Source organism: Chloroflexota bacterium (genome assembly GCA_040902225.1).
In the GTDB taxonomy this organism is placed as follows: domain Bacteria; phylum Chloroflexota; class Limnocylindria; order QHBO01; family QHBO01; genus CF-167.
The window spans coordinates 228530-244683 of sequence record JBBDXT010000002.1; the positions used below are offsets into that span (position 1 = coordinate 228530).

At 66.9% G+C, this 16154-nt stretch carries 15 protein-coding genes; 5 read left to right on the forward strand and 10 right to left on the reverse strand.

Annotated features, from left to right (window positions below; genetic code table 11):
* The first annotated feature begins 1 nt into the window (after position 1).
* Positions 2-1516 (forward strand): FGGY family carbohydrate kinase, encoded by a 1515-nt coding sequence (locus WEB29_01310; GenBank protein MEX2135584.1) that lies wholly within the window; start codon positions 2-4, stop codon positions 1514-1516.
* On the opposite strand, the gene WEB29_01315 is transcribed toward WEB29_01310, so the two are convergent.
* Genes WEB29_01315 through WEB29_01355 form a run of 9 tightly spaced genes read right to left on the reverse strand, consistent with a single transcriptional unit; the run spans position 1462 to position 10823 of the window.
* The gene (locus WEB29_01315) at positions 1462-2289 is read right to left on the reverse strand and encodes an EamA family transporter (GenBank protein MEX2135585.1); all 828 of its coding nucleotides are present in this window, start codon (positions 2287-2289) and stop codon (positions 1462-1464) included. The genes WEB29_01310 and WEB29_01315 overlap by 55 nt on opposite strands.
* A 3-nt stretch (positions 2290-2292) precedes the next feature.
* Positions 2293-3366: an SIS domain-containing protein gene (locus WEB29_01320; GenBank protein MEX2135586.1), complete on the reverse strand. Its 1074-nt coding sequence runs from the start codon at positions 3364-3366 to the stop codon at positions 2293-2295.
* Positions 3354-4286, reverse strand: a complete 933-nt coding sequence (locus tag WEB29_01325) for a carbohydrate kinase family protein (protein MEX2135587.1) — start codon at positions 4284-4286, stop codon at positions 3354-3356. The genes WEB29_01320 and WEB29_01325 overlap by 13 nt, the downstream gene beginning before the upstream one ends.
* Positions 4271-5650 (reverse strand): hypothetical protein, encoded by a 1380-nt coding sequence (locus WEB29_01330; GenBank protein MEX2135588.1) that lies wholly within the window; start codon positions 5648-5650, stop codon positions 4271-4273. Before WEB29_01330 ends, WEB29_01325 begins: the two co-directional genes overlap by 16 nt.
* Positions 5651-5654: 4 nt before the next feature.
* Complete coding sequence (locus tag WEB29_01335; GenBank protein MEX2135589.1) at positions 5655-6503, reverse strand: carbohydrate ABC transporter permease; 849 nt, start codon at positions 6501-6503, stop codon at positions 5655-5657.
* Complete coding sequence (locus WEB29_01340) at positions 6500-7393, reverse strand: sugar ABC transporter permease (GenBank protein MEX2135590.1); 894 nt, start codon at positions 7391-7393, stop codon at positions 6500-6502. The genes WEB29_01335 and WEB29_01340 overlap by 4 nt, the downstream gene beginning before the upstream one ends.
* Positions 7394-7404: 11 nt before the next feature.
* On the reverse strand, positions 7405-8928 hold the full coding sequence (locus WEB29_01345; GenBank protein MEX2135591.1) for an extracellular solute-binding protein: 1524 nt from the start codon (positions 8926-8928) through the stop codon (positions 7405-7407).
* Between the two features lie 2 nt (positions 8929-8930).
* Entirely contained in the window at positions 8931-10058 is a 1128-nt protein-coding gene (locus WEB29_01350; protein MEX2135592.1) for an SIS domain-containing protein, read from the reverse strand.
* A 3-nt stretch (positions 10059-10061) separates the two neighbouring features.
* The gene (locus WEB29_01355; protein MEX2135593.1) at positions 10062-10823 is read right to left on the reverse strand and encodes a GntR family transcriptional regulator; all 762 of its coding nucleotides are present in this window, start codon (positions 10821-10823) and stop codon (positions 10062-10064) included.
* A gap of 94 nt (positions 10824-10917) precedes the next feature.
* Here WEB29_01355 and WEB29_01360 point away from each other — a divergent pair, with 94 nt between their 5' ends.
* Positions 10918-11802: a TIGR03560 family F420-dependent LLM class oxidoreductase gene (locus WEB29_01360; protein MEX2135594.1), complete on the forward strand. Its 885-nt coding sequence runs from the start codon at positions 10918-10920 to the stop codon at positions 11800-11802.
* Complete coding sequence (locus WEB29_01365; GenBank protein MEX2135595.1) at positions 11799-12476, forward strand: HAD family phosphatase; 678 nt, start codon at positions 11799-11801, stop codon at positions 12474-12476. Before WEB29_01360 ends, WEB29_01365 begins: the two co-directional genes overlap by 4 nt.
* On the opposite strand, the gene WEB29_01370 is transcribed toward WEB29_01365, so the two are convergent.
* The gene (locus WEB29_01370; protein ID MEX2135596.1) at positions 12473-13255 is read right to left on the reverse strand and encodes an SDR family oxidoreductase; all 783 of its coding nucleotides are present in this window, start codon (positions 13253-13255) and stop codon (positions 12473-12475) included. The two genes, WEB29_01365 and WEB29_01370, sit on opposite strands and share 4 nt — an antisense overlap.
* A 239-nt stretch (positions 13256-13494) precedes the next feature.
* Between WEB29_01370 and WEB29_01375 the strand changes: the two genes are divergently transcribed.
* Together WEB29_01375 and WEB29_01380 are read left to right on the forward strand one after the other, a co-directional pair.
* The gene (locus WEB29_01375) at positions 13495-14442 is read left to right on the forward strand and encodes an agmatinase family protein (GenBank protein MEX2135597.1); all 948 of its coding nucleotides are present in this window, start codon (positions 13495-13497) and stop codon (positions 14440-14442) included.
* A 269-nt stretch (positions 14443-14711) separates the two neighbouring features.
* Positions 14712-15704, forward strand: coding sequence for a thermonuclease family protein (locus WEB29_01380; protein MEX2135598.1), 993 nt, complete (start codon positions 14712-14714; stop codon positions 15702-15704).
* Positions 15705-16154: the final 450 nt, after the last annotated feature.

Sequence of the window (16154 nt, forward strand, 5' to 3'; positions counted from 1 at the left end):
GATGGCCTACGTCCTTGGCATCGATATCGGCACGTCGTCGTCCAAGGCGGTCGCGGTCGACGAGAGTGGCGAGATCCGCGCCACCGAGCAGATTGCCCATGAGATCTCCCGACCGCGCGTGCAATGGGCGGAGCACGACCCGGCGGTCTGGTGGTCCGAGGTGGCCTTGCTCAGCCGGCAGGTCGTGGCTGCGGTGGGCACGTCGCCGGCGGCTGTCTGCGTCAGCGGCATGGGACCCTGCCTGGCGCCGATGACCGCGGCCGGCGAACCATTGCGCCCAGCGATCCTGTATGGCATCGACACGCGCGCCGAAGCGGAGATCGCGGAGCTCAGCGAGGAGATCGGCGAGAAGGAGCTGCTCGCCCATGGCGGGTCGCTTCTCAGCTCCCAGGCGGTTGGGCCAAAGCTCCTCTGGCTCCAGCGCCACGATCCCGACGTGTGGGCCTCGACGCGGCGCTTCTCCATGCCGAGCTCATATGCGGTCTGGCGGCTTACCGGGGAGTACGTGCTCGACCACCACTCGGCCAGCCAGTGCAACCCGCTATACGACCTGCCTGCCAACCAATGGAATGACGAGATGGTCGATCGCGTCGCGCCGGGGATCGAGCTGCCTCGCCTCCTCTGGCCATCGGAGCTCGCTGGCCGCGTGACGGCCGCCGCCGCGAGCGCAACCGGTCTGGATGGAGACACGCCGGTCCTGGCGGGCACGATCGACGCCTGGGCGGAGGCGGTGAGCATCGGCGCGACCCAGACGGGCGACGTCATGCTGATGTACGGATCGACCATGTTCCTGACCAAGGTCGTGGAGCGCGGAACGAGGTCGCCGCGCCTGTGGGCGACCGCGGGCGTCCACGAGGGAACCGAGACCCTTGCCGCGGGCATGGCGACCGGCGGGATCGTCGCCTCGTGGTTCGGCGAGCTGGTGGGTGAGCGGCTCGAGACGCTGATGGCCGAGGCGGCAGCGGTGCAGCCCGGCGCAGAGGGACTCCTCCTGCTCCCGTACTTTGCCGGCGAGCGGACACCCATCTTCGATCCGCATGCGCGCGGCACGCTGCTCGGCCTGACCCTGTCGCACGGGCGCTCGCAGATCATGCGCGCCATGCTGGAAGGCGTTGCCATGGGAGTCCGCCATAACCTCGCCGCCTTCGACGATGTCAGTCCCCCCGCCGCGCGGCACCTGGCGGTTGGCGGCGGGGCGCGTACCCCAACCTGGCCCCAGGTGGTGAGCGATGTGAGCGGCGTCACCCAGCTCATGCCACGCCATGGCGTTGGCGCCGCGCTCGGCGACGCGATGCTCGCCGCAGAAGCGGCTGGGATGAGTGGGTCAGCGGGATGGAACCCGATCGAGCGGACGATCGAGCCGAATCGCGAGCATGCAAGGTTGTATGACGAGCTCTTCGGCCACTACCGGCAGGCATATCTGGACACGAAGCAGGTGACACATCGCCTCGTCAACTTGCATCAGCCTAGGATCATCAAGCCGATTCCGGCGCAGCCCAGCGCGACCGACAGATAGGCCAGCCTGGGGAGGCCCTCGCCCAGGATGGAGCGAGCAAGGAACATGATGATGATCGGTGGGTCAGCCGATGAGATCGCGGTGGCCAGGCTCACCGGCACGAGCGACACCGCCACCATTATCAGCAGATTTGCCGCGGTATCGAGCGCACCAGCGAGAGCGATCAGCGGATGGACGGCCAGGCGCCGGCCTGGCCGCAGCGCCCAGATCGCACCGAGCAGAACGATGGCAGCCAGCCGAGCGGCGAAGAGCACGGTGACAAGGCTCTCCCCGGCGGCGAGATTGAAGGCGATGAACGACGCCCCGAAGGCGCATCCTACGACCAGGGACAGGACGGCCACGCGGATGGTCACCGTTCCGAGGCGCGCGCTCACGGCCGCTCCCGCGATCGCGCAGGCCATGCCTGTCAACTGCAGGGCAGAAGGTGCTCTTCCAGCCACCAGGATGTCGAATGCCAAGGTGAGTGCCGAGGCGACCACCCCGGTCAGCACCGCGACCACTCCCATCGCCCCGATCGAGAGGGCCTCGTACAGTGCCAACAGGCCGATCGCCACGCCGAGTCCGGCGATCAGACCGATTCCCACGGCGAACGGACGCACCTCCTGAGCAGTGGCCACAAGGACGATGGCGAGGGCGACCCCACTGATCAGCTGCACCGAGAACGCCGCAGAGAGTGGCGTGGCCCTGCGGGAGACGACGGCGCCCGAGAAATCGGCCGTTGCGAAGAAGAGGGCGGCTGCCGCAGCCGCCGCGACGCCGAGCGGCAGGTCCACACCCTAGCCTGAGCGTGTCGGTTCGAGCGCGCTCCGTCGCATCCAGTCGCGGTGCACTTCGTCGTAGAGGTCGCCCAGCGGGTTGCCGCCCATCGGCAGCTCGACGTCGATCCCGCGCTGCGTGGCGAATGCATAGGCGAGCGCCTGCGGCGGAATGGACGTCAGCAGCGGGCTGAACTCGGGTCGGATCGGTGGCAGCGCCAGGCTGTCGGGGTCGGTGAACGGCCCCTCGCCTACCAGGGCCGGCGACAGGCCCATGCGCGCTATGCCATCAGCCATCTCCTGCGCCCGGCTCATCGCCGGGCCGCACGCGAAGATCACGGCGAGCTCGCTCGGCCGGGCGGCGAGCTGCGAGCCGTGGCCGAACTCTTCCAGGTCGTCCCACCACGCGGCGCTGCCGCCGGCCTCCCAGAACTTCAGCGCGCCATAGGCCGCCGTTCCGCGGTCAGGGCCCATGCCCAGGAACCAGACTGGCCCGTCAACCAATGCGAAGGCCCCGGCGAGCCGGTCGGCCCAAGCGAGGGCCGCCGGGAGGAGATCGCCAACCTGTTCCGGCCACTCGTCGAGCTCCGGAATCGGCGTTTCGGAAAGGCCCTCGAGCAGGACCAGGAGGGCGAGCAGCGTCATCGTGTAGTCGCGGGTGTGCGGGGTCGATCGGCTGATCGGCTCGGGCATCAGCAGCACTGCGTCGGCGAGCCCTGCCAGGGTGGAGCCGGCACCTGCAGTGACGGCGACCACCGAGCCGCCCGCACTCTTTGCCGCCATCGCCGCCTCGACCGTGCGCCGCACCTCGCCGCTCACCGAGATCACGACCGTCAGCCCCTCGATCCGACCATTCCCGTAGCGGGACGCCGCCGCGGACGGGAGCGCCCATACAGGACGCTCCAGGGCGTGCGTGAAGGCGAGCTCGGCCGCCGCCGCCGCGAAACCTGAGTCCCCGCTGCCGGTAAGGACCACCTGCTCCGGCCGTGGAAGGGGCAGGCCGGCAGCTTGACGTCGCAAGTCGATCAGCGCCTCGGCGAGGTCCGCCGGCTGTGATCGCATCTCGCGCAGCATCAGCTCGTTCACGAGTCCCATCCCTCCACGCCCATCCCTGCCAGCTCGGGCCGGCGTGCCAGCTCGGCGAGGGTCAGCAGGCGCCCGCGCGACCCAAGCTCGGTGGTGCTCAGCGCCGCCATGCTGTTGGCCAGGCGACCCGCGTCCTGGGCACCGCGACCCCGGCTCAGCGCCCAGAGAAACGCGCCGGCGAAGCAGTCACCCGCCCCGGTGGTGTCGCGCGCCTCGACCTCCACGCCTGGGATGCGGGCCATCTCCCCGGCTGCGGTGGCCACCACGCAGCCCTCGCGGCCGAGCGTGATCGCTACGATCGCCGGCCCGCGCTCCAGCAGCCACGCGGCCCCTGCGTGCGGCTCGGCCGGTCCCCCGACCGACCGCAGTCCCGCAGGGGTGGTAAAGACGACCTCGACGCCAGCGAGCAGCTCATCGCGCAACTGCGGCGCCAGCGTGCCCGGTTCGATATCCACCGAGACCCTGACCCCACGCTGCTTGGCCTCGGCGGTGAGCCGCAGATTGCCGTCCCCCTCATCGGCAACTGTATGCGCGAACAAAGCCCCGTCGAGAATGGACCAGTCGACCGATGCCCACGGCACGTTCAGCGCCGGCGTGGCGAATTGCAGGAGGCTCTTCTCGCCGTTGGCCCCGAGCAGGGCCAGCGTCCAGAAGGTCGGCGCCCGGAGGTGGGCAACCCCTGCGAGGTCGACCCCTCGCTCGGATAGCTCCTGCAGCGCGCGGGCTCCCCGCTCGTCGTCGCCGACCGATGCCACCAGAGCCGCCCGGCCGCCCAGCCCAGCGAACGACGCGGCTGCGTTGGCTCCCATGCCTCCGGGGTACTCGCCGACGATCTCGACCCACAGCTTCTCATCGGGCGCGGGAAGCCGCGGAATCTGGACGGCGACATCGATACTGATGTCGCCGAACGCGACTAGCTCGGCAGCCAATCAGCCTCCTCCAGGCGAGCGGGGCCGAGCCGGTTGCCCTCGGGGTCGTAGTACGCCTCGGCGCCGTCCACGGCGGAGCGGACTGCGAACCGCTCCAGGAACGTGACCGTCGGCTCCAGGACGTGGAGGTTATTGAGGAACGGGTGGGTCGTCACGATGTCCGAGTAACGCAGGCCGTCCACGTGCCGCGTCACGACCGAGTGACCGTCCCAGTCGACCGCCTCGGTCAGGAACCCGTGAGGACCATGATGATGCTTGGCCAGGCCGCGCAGCATGGTCAGTGCTTTGTGCAGGTCAGGCCGCCTGCCCCGGTCGCCGAAGGCAGTCAGATAGGCCTGGGCAGCCTCGGCGATCTCCCAGGTGCACGCCGCATTCCATGAGTCCTCCATGTAAAGGAGCCCCTTGGTGGCCAACCCGTTGAGGTCCTCGACCAGCTCGAAGCGCACCAACGGCTCCAGGCAGCCGCTGTAGGCGAAGTCGACCCAATCCTGGCGGTTCATCAGCTTGCCGGCCGCATGCAGCGCCTGAAACGCCATCGCGTAGGTCACATTCTCCTCGAGGTCTTCGGTATCGCTGTTGGTGCTCCCGAAATGCCCGCCAGCATCGATAAAGGCGGCGGTCGTGTCGGAGATGATGGCGCTGAAGTCACCCAATCCGCGGGCATGCGCCTCGACCAGGAGCTGGAGGATCAGCACCCCGCTCCCGCTGCGGTCGTAGATCGGGTCCATCGGCAGGGCCGCTCCCAGGCTGACCGGGCCGAACGCATCGGCAGCATTCGGAAACACGCGCCCGTCCGGGGTCGAGCGCCGTGGGAACCATCCGTTATCGCAACGGTCGAGGGTCGTCGCCCAGCTGGCGATGCGCGCGCCCGCCTCTCGCGCACGGGCTGCCATCTCGTCGTTGACGACGTCGCTCAGCATGAGCAGCTGGTGCCCGACGCGCGCCATGTGCCCGGGCTCGATGTACGTCTCGTGGCCCTCCAGGTTGTCCATGAACTGATTGCTGCCGAGGACGAGGTAGAGCCGCACCGGAAGCTTCGGGTCATCGAAGAACCCCCCGTTGAAAGCGTGCTCCGCCAGGCGCTCGCCGAAGCGGATCATCCGCGGACTTTCGAGCAGGCGTCCGAATCGGATGATCTGGTTCGCGGCAAAGACCGCATCGGTGCAGTAGCCCACACCGTCGATCATTCGCTCGCGGAAGGCGACCAGGGTCCCGTCCGGGATGGCGTCCATGCTCTGGCAGCGCAGCGTACCGTCGCCCGGGTCGTCGCAGACCTTGGCGGCGAAGCGCACCGAGGCGATGGCACTGTCCAGGATGGTGTTGTGCGGATCCTCGGCCAGGTAGAAGGCAAACGGGGCGTTCAAGTCTTCACTCCTTGGCGGCCCCAAGTGAGAGGCCCTTGATGAGGTAACGCTGCAGGAACAGGACCAGGATGATCATCGGCACGGCGCTGAGCGCCGCGATGAGGAACGACGCACCGAGCGGCTGGCCGGCCGAGATCGAGCGAGGGAGGAAGAGCGGGAGCAGAGCCGGGATGGTTCGTCCCTCGTTCGATGTCAGCAGGGTGGCGAAGAAGAACTCGTTCCAGCTGAAGATGAACGCGAGAAGGCCGGTGCTGGCGATGGCCGGCACCGCGAGCGGCAGTGCGATGAAGCGGAGCGCCTGCCAGCGAGACGCCCCATCCACCAGGGCCGCCTCCTCCATGGATGGATCAAGCTCCCGGAAGAAGCTGCGGAGCAGCCAGATCACGAGCGGCAGGTTGATGGTTGTGTAGGCGATCACCAGGCCAAGCTGGCTGTCGAGCAGCCCCAGCTGTCGGAACACCAGGAAGAAGGGCAGGCCGACCGCAATCGGCGGGGCCATTCGCAGCGTCAGGATGAAGAACGGCAGGCTCGTCCCGCCGGTTCGGAAACGCGCGAAGGAATAGGCGGCGGTCACGCCGACCGCCAGGGTGACGATCGCCGTCGCCGATGCGACCACGACGCTGTTCAGGAAGACGTGGCCGATGGGCACCGGAGAGCCTTCGAACGCGAAGCGGATGGTGTCCGCGGCGGCGCCGAAGGGATCGCTGGGGATCAGGACAGGCGGCCGTGCACGATGCTCGACGTTGCGCTTGAAGACACCCAGGACCATCCAGAAGGTGGGCAGCGTGAAGACGCCGACGACTGCGATGAGACCCAGGTACTGGAGCGCGCGGATGAGCCGATTCGGCCTCATAGCTGGTCCTTCGACCGCCAGTAGAAGATGATCACGAAGACGATGAAGACCTGCACCATCAGGAACGCGATGGCAGACGCACGTCCGATGTCGAAGGCCTGCAGGCCCACCTTGTAGCCGTAGAAGCTCATCGTGGTCGACGCCGTGCCAGGCCCGCCGAAGGTCAGCAGGAAGACCAGGTCGAACGTCTTGAAGCTATCGATGGCACGCAGCAGGACCGCCACGGTCAGGACCGGGAGGAGCATCGGCAGCTTGACGAAGCGAAAGCGCTGCCAGCTGCCGGCACCATCCACCACCGCCGCCTCGATCGGCTCCTGCGGAAGCGATCGCAGCCCGGCCAGCGTGAGCAGGATCATGAATGGCGTCCATTGCCAGGTGTCGACCAGGATGACGCTGGGCAGGGCCCAGCGGGCGTCGCCGAGCCAGGAGGGCGCAGGCAGGCCTATCGCGTCCAGCCAGTAGTTGATCGGACCCAGGCTCCCACTGAGCAGGCTGCTGAACAGAAGACCAACCACGGCCGGCGCGAGGGCCAGGGGAATCAGGAGCAGTGTCGTCGCGACGCCGGTGAACTTCAGCTTCTGATCAAGCAGCAACGCGATCGCCACGCCCAGCACGGTCTGGATGGCGACGGTTGCCACTACCACGATCGCGGTGTTCATCGCCGACGTGATGAACTGGGGGTCCCGGGTCAGGAGGCGGATGAAGTTGTCGAGGCCCACCCAGCGGGGTGGGACCTGCGCCTGGGTGAGGTTCCACTGGAAGAACGAGAGGATCGTGCTGTAGACCAGCGGAACGATGTTGATGCCGAGGATCAGGAGCAGGGCCGGCAGGACCATGAGCCACGGCGTTCGCCGTGGCTCGATGGTCCTCGCTCCGGTTGCGCGTTCCATTGAGGAGGCGCTCAGTCGATGAGCCCAACCTCCTTCCACGCGCTCAATTGGGCTTGCCAGTGGGTGATCTGTGCATCTCGACCAAGCTCGTCGGTGATCGTCTCCCACTCGGCGGTCGTATTCTTGAGCGCATCTGCGACCGATTCCTGACCGGCGAGAGCCTGGGCGATGTGGGTCCCGAGCGATTCGTTGTACCGGTTCGCGCCGGGCATGGTGAGCTCGGGATAGCCGTTGGTCAGGCTCAGCTTGTTGTTCTCGATGTAGGCCGGCAGCTCATCCCATTGCTGAACCCACGCGGACGGATCCGCGTAGTGGGAGATCCGGTACGGGTCCATGCCGGCGCTGGGCTCGGTGACGAACAGGAGGCTGACCTCCGGCTGGTTCATGAACTGCATGACCCGGTAGGCCGCCTCCGGGTTCTCGGCCAGCTTGCTGATCGAGTTGACGCGGTTATACGCCAGAATCGAGCGATGGACGACCGAGCCGTCGGCCTGCTCGGCCCCGGGGACCTGGGCATAGCCGGTCTTGCCGACGATCTTGCTGGTGTTCGGGTCCTCAGCGATCTTGGCCACGTCGGTCCACTGGATGCACATGGCCGTCTGGCCCTGCACGAACGCATCGAACGATTCGACGTACTCAAAGTTCAGGATGTCCGATGGCCCATATTTCACAGACTCGACGAAGTTGGTGAGGGCGCTCGTCCCGGCTTCGGTATCGAGCTGCGGGTGCATCTGGTCGTCGAAATAGATGCCGCCGTAGCTGCCGAACCGATTGAGGAACCAGTCGAAGTTGTCCGGCAGCTTCGTGATCTCGGCGATCCCGGAGAACGGATCGGCAAGGGTTTCGCCGGCCAGCGTCGCCCCAGCGTCACGCTGGAAGAACTTGGCGACGTCGAGGTACTCGTCCCACGTCTCGGGGGCAGCCAGGGGATATCCGTATTCGGCCTCGAAGGCCGCCTGCTCATCGGCGTGGCTGAACAGGTCCTTGCGGTAATAGAGCTCCAGCCGGTCGCCGTCCATCGGCAGTGCAAAGAGCGTGTCGTCAAATTTGGTGTAGAGCTGGTAGACAGGGTAGACGTCGTCCATCTCCGGATCCCACTGGGACGCGTACTCGGTGAGATCCACGATATTTCCGGCGGACGCGAGGTCGCCCAGGAAGCGAGGCGGGTAGTTCAGGATGTCATACGCGCCGGTCTCCGAGACGATGTCGTTCTGAATGGACTGATAGAACGTCTCGAAGGGGGCGGGGATGACCTTGATCTTGATGTCGAAGGCCTTCTCGATCGCGGGCGCGAGCCAGAAGAACGGGTAGCCGCTCTGAATCGAGTCGACCACCACGCTGACCTCGACGCCGTCGTACTGCTTGTCCGCGGCCTCCGTGGCCGCGATCAGATCCGCGAACTGCTGCGGGGCCTGCGGAATCTGCGGGGCCTCGGAGCCGGCCGCAGAGCTGTCGGGCGATGTCGTCGAGGTCCCGCAGGCGGCCACCAGGACCGATGCGATGAAGAGGGCGACGATGACTCTGAACCGGACCATTGCTATTCCTCCGTTGCTGGCTGTGTGGCGACGAGCTCGCTGCGGTAGATGAGGTCATCGCCGTCTCGTCGATGGATCGGATCGTCAGTGGCGTAGAAGGACCCCCCGATCGTTCGCCCCAGCTCGTAGGTCAGCAGCTGCCCGGGCAGGGTCGCAAGGAGGGGCATGTAGAGCTCGTCCAGGCCGGGCTCCATCTCGTAGGTCCAGGTGGCCGGCCTGGGGGGAACATATCCACGCTCCGCAACCACGGCCGTCGGGGATCCGATGTTCAGCAGCGAGTCGAGGATCTCGCTGCTTCGCTTCGCGGCCGCGTCGTGGGGGGCGATGATCATGGACGGCAGCGACGGAGTCACCAGCGAGTACTCGTCATGCGCGTACTCCTCCGTCTCCTGGGCCAGAGCCGCGACCTGCGGCACCTCGAAGAGCTTGCGGGCCACGAACAGCACGCTGGCCAGGTTCGGCCCAGTGCCCAGCAGCAGGAACGGCTGGTCGCGCGTGATCGAGGCTGCGTGCCGCCTGGCGGTGGCCCACATCGGCTCCAAAGACCGTTCGACCAGGTCCGGAAGCCGATCCAGGTTTGCGCGACCAGCGCCGGTGTCTGCCTCCGTCCCCCACCGTTCGGCCAGCGCCAGCCCCAGCTCATAGAAGATCGCCAGGTGGTACGGGAAGGAGGTGGTGCCGGGCACGAATCCGAGCTTGGGGAAGTCGGTGACGAGCGTCGCCGTGGCCGGCTCCGCGGCCAGCGGGCTGGTCCCGGATGCTGACACCGTGATGGTGCTGACCCCACGCGAGAAGCTGGCCTGCGCCGCCTCGATGACGCGCACCACCGTGCCCGACTGCGAAAGTGCGATCACCAGCGCATCCGCCGGGATGGTGGATGCCTCGAAGCGCGAGAAGGTCAGCGCCGGAATGGCGTGCACGGGCAGCCCCATCACCCGCTCCCATTCGAAGCGGACCGCCATACCGACATTCAACGAGTCGCCACACCCCACGATATAGATGCGGCTCGGGCGGGAGATTTCGCTGGCAAGGTCCCGCACGCGAGCTCGCGACATCGAGATCCCCGCGGCGAGCACCTCCCGCTGGCGCCGGAGGTCCTGCGCCAACAGCTCCAGGTTCGTCTCGCTCATCGCCTAGCGCCGCTGCCGCATGAGGTTGATCTCGTAGGCATACCGATCCGCCCGAACGACGTAGGTCGTGTACTCGATTGGCAGGCGCTCGAAGTCGCGCGTGAAGCGGATCATGGTGACCAGCGGGCCGCCCTCGGGGTAATCGAGCAGCTCCGCCATCTCCTCGCTGGCCACCGACGCACCGATCGTCTCCGTCCCATACCAGGGCTCGCGCCCATGCTCGGTGAGAAGGTCGTAGAGGGACGGAAAGTCACCGGCGGCCACGAAGACGGAATGCGCAATCGTGGGAGCAATCCAGTGCTCGAAGAAGGTGAGCGGGATCTCATCGACGACGAGCAGCCGGCGAACGTAGGTGGCATGGTCATCCTCGAGCCCCAGGGACCCGGCCACCTCCGTCGGCGCAGCTGCCCATTCCACGCTGAGGGTTCGCGCCTCGACGGCGTGTCCCTGCCGCCGCAGCTCGTTGCCGAAGCTCACCATCTGCCGGAGCGCGACCCCGATCTTGGCCGAGGCAACGAAGGACCCCTTGCCCTGAGAGCGGACGATGAGGCCATCGGTCTGGAGCCTGCGGAGCGCCTGGCGCACCGGTGTGCGGCTTGCCTGGAACTCGCGCTGGAGAGCCGCCTCCGAAGGCAGCTGGCGTCCCTCGGTCAGTTCGCCGGCCTCGATGCGGCGCCGCAGGGTGCGCTGAATCACCTCGTGTATCGGCAGTGAGGACGGCGCGAAATCGTTGCGCAATGTGGCTGGTACCTCATCGCGCAGCATCGGCTGAGGATACTTGGGACAACAAGTGCCTACTTGTCACGAAACTGGCCTGCGGCTCGGATTTCCGGGCCGCCGCATGGTAAGAATTGAGCCGATGAAGATCGGCGTCACCATGCCCCAGGGGGTCGACCACGAGTTCGACGGATGGGAGCCCGCGGCCGCCTGGCGTCGCTCGATCGAGGTCGCCCGGCACGCAGAGCAGCTCGGCTTCGAGTCGATCTGGGTGTACGACCACTTCCACACCGACCCGATTCCGGTCGACGCGATCACCTTCGAGGCATTCACCCTGCTCGCCGCACTGGGCGTCAGCACCGAGCGGGTGCGACTCGGTCACCTGGTGCTGGGCGCGGGCTACCGGAACGCTGCGCTCGTTGCCAAGATGGCCTCCAGCCTCGACGTGATCACCGGTGGCCGGATGGAGCTCGGCCTGGGCGCCGGCTGGAAGGAGGACGAATACCTCGCCTTCGGCTACGGCTTCCCGCCCCTCAAGGAGCGGCTCGCCATTCTCGCCGACACGCTCGAGATCGTCACCCGAATGTTCTCCGGTGAGCATGCGACCTTCGCGGGCCTGCACCGCCAGGTCATCGACGCCATCAACGTCCCGGTCGGCCTCCAGCGGCCCCGGATCCCGATCATCGTCGGCGGCAACGGACCCAACGTCACCTTCCGGCTGGCAGCGCGCCATGCCGACGAGCTCAACCTCGACGGCCTCTCCCCGGAGGAGGTCGCGAAGGCACTCCCAATCGTCGAAGACCGATGTCGAGAGATCGGCCGGGACCCCCAGACCCTCAAGGTGTCGGTCCACCTGTGGGGTCCCGCGGTCGGCGACGAGGGCCCGATGCGGGCGGAACGCCTCGCCGCCTACCGAGACCTGGACGTCTCCCGTGTCATGGCGCAGCTGACGGCGGCGAGCACCGACCTCGGCGCGCTGGATCGCTTCCGCGAGGATGCCCTCAGCGCCGGTGCGGAGCTTTTGTGACTGCGGCCCAGCTCGCCCCTCCCAGGGCCGTTGTCCTCGACCTGGACGGCACGCTGGTCGACACGGTCCAGACCCGCATCGACGCGTGGGTGCGAACGTTCGCGGAAGAGGGTATCCCCGCCGATCAGGCCCTCGTGAGCGCGCTCATCGGCTCCGATGGACGCCAGCTGGCCACCCAGGTGGGTGAGGCGGCCGGCACGCACATCGACGACGAGCGCGCGGAGCGGATCGACGCCCGCTCCGGTGCCATCTACTCCGAGCTCAACGCCAGCCCACGCCTCCTGCCCGGCGTCACTCCGTTTCTCGATGCGCTGGATGCGGCGGTGATCCCCTGGGCGATCGGCACCTCGAGCCGCCGCGAGCAGGTCGGCCCATCGGTTGCGGCTCTGCGCCGCACCAGCCCGCCGCGCATTGTCGATGGCACGGCCGTCAAGCTGGCGAAGCCCCACCCCGATCTGCTGCTTGCCGCGGCGAGGGTGCTTGACACGGATCCGGCCGCGTGCTGGTGTGTCGGCGACTCGACGTGGGACATGCTCGCCGCTGCGGCCGCCGGAATGCCCGCCGTCGGCATCACCGCCGGATCAGCCGTGACCGCGGAGCAGCTCCAGGAGGCCGGTGCCAGCCTCGTGCTTCCCACCGTTGCTGAGCTGATTCCTTACCTGAGCAGTGGCTAGAGCCCATACCAGGCGGTAGCGCCCCCGTCGGCCACCACGATCGACCCCGCGAAGTAGGAGCTCGCGTCCGAGGCCAGGAACAGCGCCGCTTCGGCGATCTCGTCCACGCGACCCAACCGTCCGAGCGGCACGGGCTCGACTTGCTGACGCTCGCGAGCCAAAGGATCCGTCCCAGCGGCGAACCACCCCTGCAGCAACGGGGTGTCGATCGGTCCGGGACACAGGCAGTTGATGCGCACTCCCTGGGGCGCATGGTCGACGGCCAAGGCTCGCACCATGTTCACCAGCCCGCCCTTGGCCGCGCAATACGCGGCTGACTCGCGGGCTCCCACGAGCCCGAGCTCCGAGGCGATGACCACCATCGTTCCACCACCTGCGCGCAACAACGCCGGGATACCGTACTTGGCCAGGTAGAACGGACCAGACAGGTTGGTCTCGATCATCGTTCGCCACACGTCCACGGACGTATCCGGAGCTGACCCAAGCAACATCACGCCCGCAGCCGAAACCAACACGTTGACCTGCCCGTAGGTCTCTTCGGCTGTGGCGATCAACCGCTCAACCGCTGCCGGGTCGCGGACGTCCGTTGCGACGAACCGCGCCGATCTCCCTGTGCCATCGATTTCAGAAACGACCGACTCCCCTCCTTCCGTCCTGCGCCCGGCCGCGACCACCGCGGCTCCGGCGCGCGAAAACCGCAGGCTGATCTCACGCCCGATTCCTGACGTGGCACCGGTCACGACGGCCACCTTGCCGGCCAGGCTGATGGCGTCCGTCATGCTCCCTCTCCCGCCAGCCAACCGATCATCTGAGCTGGCCCGTGGTGTATGCCGAGAACCCCTTCAGGTGGACGCCGTAGGAGATCCAGGTCTCGCCAGCCAGTAGCACTCTTTTGTCTGCCATCGGCGGGTTGCTCCCTCGGGTGCGCTCCGGATCTGAAGCCGCAATTAGGATACCGGGCATGCCCGCTGCGTCGGTGGGCAGCGAACAATGTTTCCCGGAGAAGAAGGGGCCTCTGATGACCGACCCGGGTATCCACAACGAAGGGATCCTCATCCACGCAGGCGTCGCGACCTTCTTCGGGCGTAATCAGAAGAGCGTCTCCGACCTGGAAGGCGTCAAATGCGCGATAGCCGGCGTCCCGTGGGACGAAGGCACCGCCGGCCGCGCAGGCGCGAACTACGGCCCACGGGCCTTCCGCGACGCTTCGAGCTGGAACGATGGCTACGACGCGCAGCGGGATTTCGATCTCTGGGAGGTCCTTCCGACGGCCGATGTGGGGGACGTCCTGGTCGTGCCAACGAACTCCGTCCGGACGATGGACAACGTCGCGGACCACGTCCGCCTGCTCAGGCAGAACGATGTCCTCCCGGTCTGCATCGGCGGCAACCACAGCATCACCATCGGAGCCGCGCGTGGCGCCGCCTCGACCGTTGGCCGGATGGGCTACCTCAGCATCGACGCGCACCTAGACATGGCGGAGAGCTGGCTCGGCGAGCCGTTCTTCAATGGCTGCCCCACCTACCGCGCCACCGACCTCGAGAATGTCGACCCAAAGAATGTTGTGGTCTTTGGAGTGCGAGGCTGGCTCAACCCACGGTCGTCGGTGGAGGCCGCCAAGGCGCTTGGCGTCCGGTGGTATGGAATGGACGCGATCGAGGAGGTCGGACTCGACCGAGCCCTTGCCGAAGCCATCGCGATGGCGACCGATGGCGTCGACGGCCTGTACGTGACCTTCGACCTGGACGCTGTCGACCCAGCCTACGCGCCGGGCGTCGGTGCACCCGAACCCGGCGGCTTCACCAGCCGCCAGGCCCTTCAGATCGGCCGGATGCTTGGTGCGGCCCAACCGATCGCCTTCGACCTCGTGGAGCTTGCCCCTACCTACGATCCGTCAACCAATTCCGCTCGCCTGGCATGCGCAATCACCATCAGCCTGCTGTCTGCGATGAGCAACAGCCGCTGACGTGGAAGGCGTAGCACGCTCCCCTTGAGATTAATATTCTCAAAGTTGTAATCCCGTGTTACTCTGACGCAACTCAGGCGCCCACCTGAGCCTTCCCGCGGGAGACCGACGGCCCACCTCGCCACCTGCGTTCTCTACTCCGGCGACAAGGTAGACATTCGGTAGTTCCTTGAAGCCGAGATGAACCAGGAGAACGACGTGCCGAAACCAGTCCATCTGTCCAATGCCCGTGCCTTGCGACACCGAAACCCCATTTGTTCGATCACTTCATGAGCGCGAGCGGCGATCGCAATGAGCCGATAGAACCCACGACCACCTTCCTGCTTGACGATGGAGATGCCACCGCGCAGCCCGGCTGGTGGCAGCGCCGGTCGCGCCGCGGAAAGGGAGCCACCATCGGTGGCGCAACACTGGTCCTCCTGATCGGAATCGGGAACGTTACGGGCGGCGGGCAGGATGCTCCACCACCTACAGACACGCCTTCAACGGCCGCCGTGGCCGAAGCAACCGCAAAGCCGACTCCACGTCCGACCCCCGGGCCAACTGCCATACCTACCCCCGAGCTCGGCCGCGCGCCCGCTGGCACGACGACCATCGGTCAAGTGGTCGATGTCGTGGACGGCGACACCATCAAGGTCGAGATCAATGGCGGGGTCTTCACGGTTCGCTACATCGGGATCGACACGCCGGAGACCGTCCACCCAACGGTCCCGGTTGAGTGGATGGGTGCAGAGGCCTCCATGGCGAACACCCTCCTGGTAGAGGGTCAGGAGGTCTGGCTGGAGAAGGACATCTCCGAGGTCGACCAATACGGCCGCCTTCTACGCTATGTCTGGCTCCAGCAGGGCACCGACTGGCTGCTCGTCAATTACGAGCTGGTGCGGCTGGGCTTCGCCAACAGCTCTACCTACGCGCCGGACGTCCTGTATCAGGAGCTCTTCCTCGAGGCCGAGGGAGAGGCGCGAGGGGCCGGCAGCGGCCTGTGGGGCGAGACTCCTACACCAGCTCCCACTCCGCCGCCGACACCGGTGCCTACGGCAGTGCCAGTCGCACCGGCCGTTACACCGGCGCCGCCAGCAGCTACCCCCGCGCCCGCTAACTGCCACACGTCGTACCTCGACGCCTGCCTGCTCGTAGGCGTTGAGGACTATGACTGCGCCGGTGGGTCCGGAAATGGACCGTACTACACCGGTCGCGTGCGGGTGGTTGGACCGGACGAGTACGGCCTCGATGCTGACGGCGACGGCATCGGCTGCGAGTGACCCCCGACCCCTGACCCGACGGCGAAACATCGTGTACGCCCAATCGTGGCCTCCAAGTTGTAATCCAGTGCTACGCTCCCGGTAGTTCGGGCGCCCAACCTGAACCACGTCTCCCGGGGGACCGCATGCCCACTCCCAGTCGTTCGCGCTCCAGAGGCCTGCTCAGCACCTGGGCCGGCGACTCCCTCGTGCGCCGTTTCTTGGCCTGGTTGGTGCAAAGCGCGATCCTGCTCGCAGTGGTTGCGATCGGTTTTGCGCTCATCTGGTTCGTCCTAACCCCGGGGATGATTGATGGCATCACCCAGGTCTTCGCCCGGTGACGGAACTCGCCAGCAACGCCGCTTGCCGAACAGGCCACCCAAAGGCCTGCTACAGGGAGGACACCAGTGCCCATGTTGCGTGATGAGCGATGGCCAGTCGCTCGGCTGATTCCTCTGACGTCCGATACCG

Bases quoted from the DNA above. Each gene is read 5' to 3' on its own strand.
- WEB29_01320 (MEX2135586.1), bottom strand. From the start codon at position 3,366: ATGGGACTCGTGAACGAGCTGATGCTGCGCGAGATGCGATCACAGCCG.
- WEB29_01360 (MEX2135594.1), top strand. From the start codon at position 10,918: ATGAAGATCGGCGTCACCATGCCCCAGGGGGTCGACCACGAGTTCGAC.
- WEB29_01335 (MEX2135589.1), bottom strand. From the start codon at position 6,503: ATGAGGCCGAATCGGCTCATCCGCGCGCTCCAGTACCTGGGTCTCATC.
- WEB29_01340 (MEX2135590.1), bottom strand. From the start codon at position 7,393: ATGGAACGCGCAACCGGAGCGAGGACCATCGAGCCACGGCGAACGCCG.
- WEB29_01355 (MEX2135593.1), bottom strand. From the start codon at position 10,823: ATGCTGCGCGATGAGGTACCAGCCACATTGCGCAACGATTTCGCGCCG.
- WEB29_01380 (MEX2135598.1), top strand. From the start codon at position 14,712: ATGAGCGCGAGCGGCGATCGCAATGAGCCGATAGAACCCACGACCACC.
- WEB29_01375 (MEX2135597.1), top strand. From the start codon at position 13,495: ATGACCGACCCGGGTATCCACAACGAAGGGATCCTCATCCACGCAGGC.
- WEB29_01345 (MEX2135591.1), bottom strand. From the start codon at position 8,928: ATGGTCCGGTTCAGAGTCATCGTCGCCCTCTTCATCGCATCGGTCCTG.
- WEB29_01350 (MEX2135592.1), bottom strand. From the start codon at position 10,058: ATGAGCGAGACGAACCTGGAGCTGTTGGCGCAGGACCTCCGGCGCCAG.
- WEB29_01310 (MEX2135584.1), top strand. From the start codon at position 2: ATGGCCTACGTCCTTGGCATCGATATCGGCACGTCGTCGTCCAAGGCG.
- WEB29_01370 (MEX2135596.1), bottom strand. From the start codon at position 13,255: ATGACGGACGCCATCAGCCTGGCCGGCAAGGTGGCCGTCGTGACCGGT.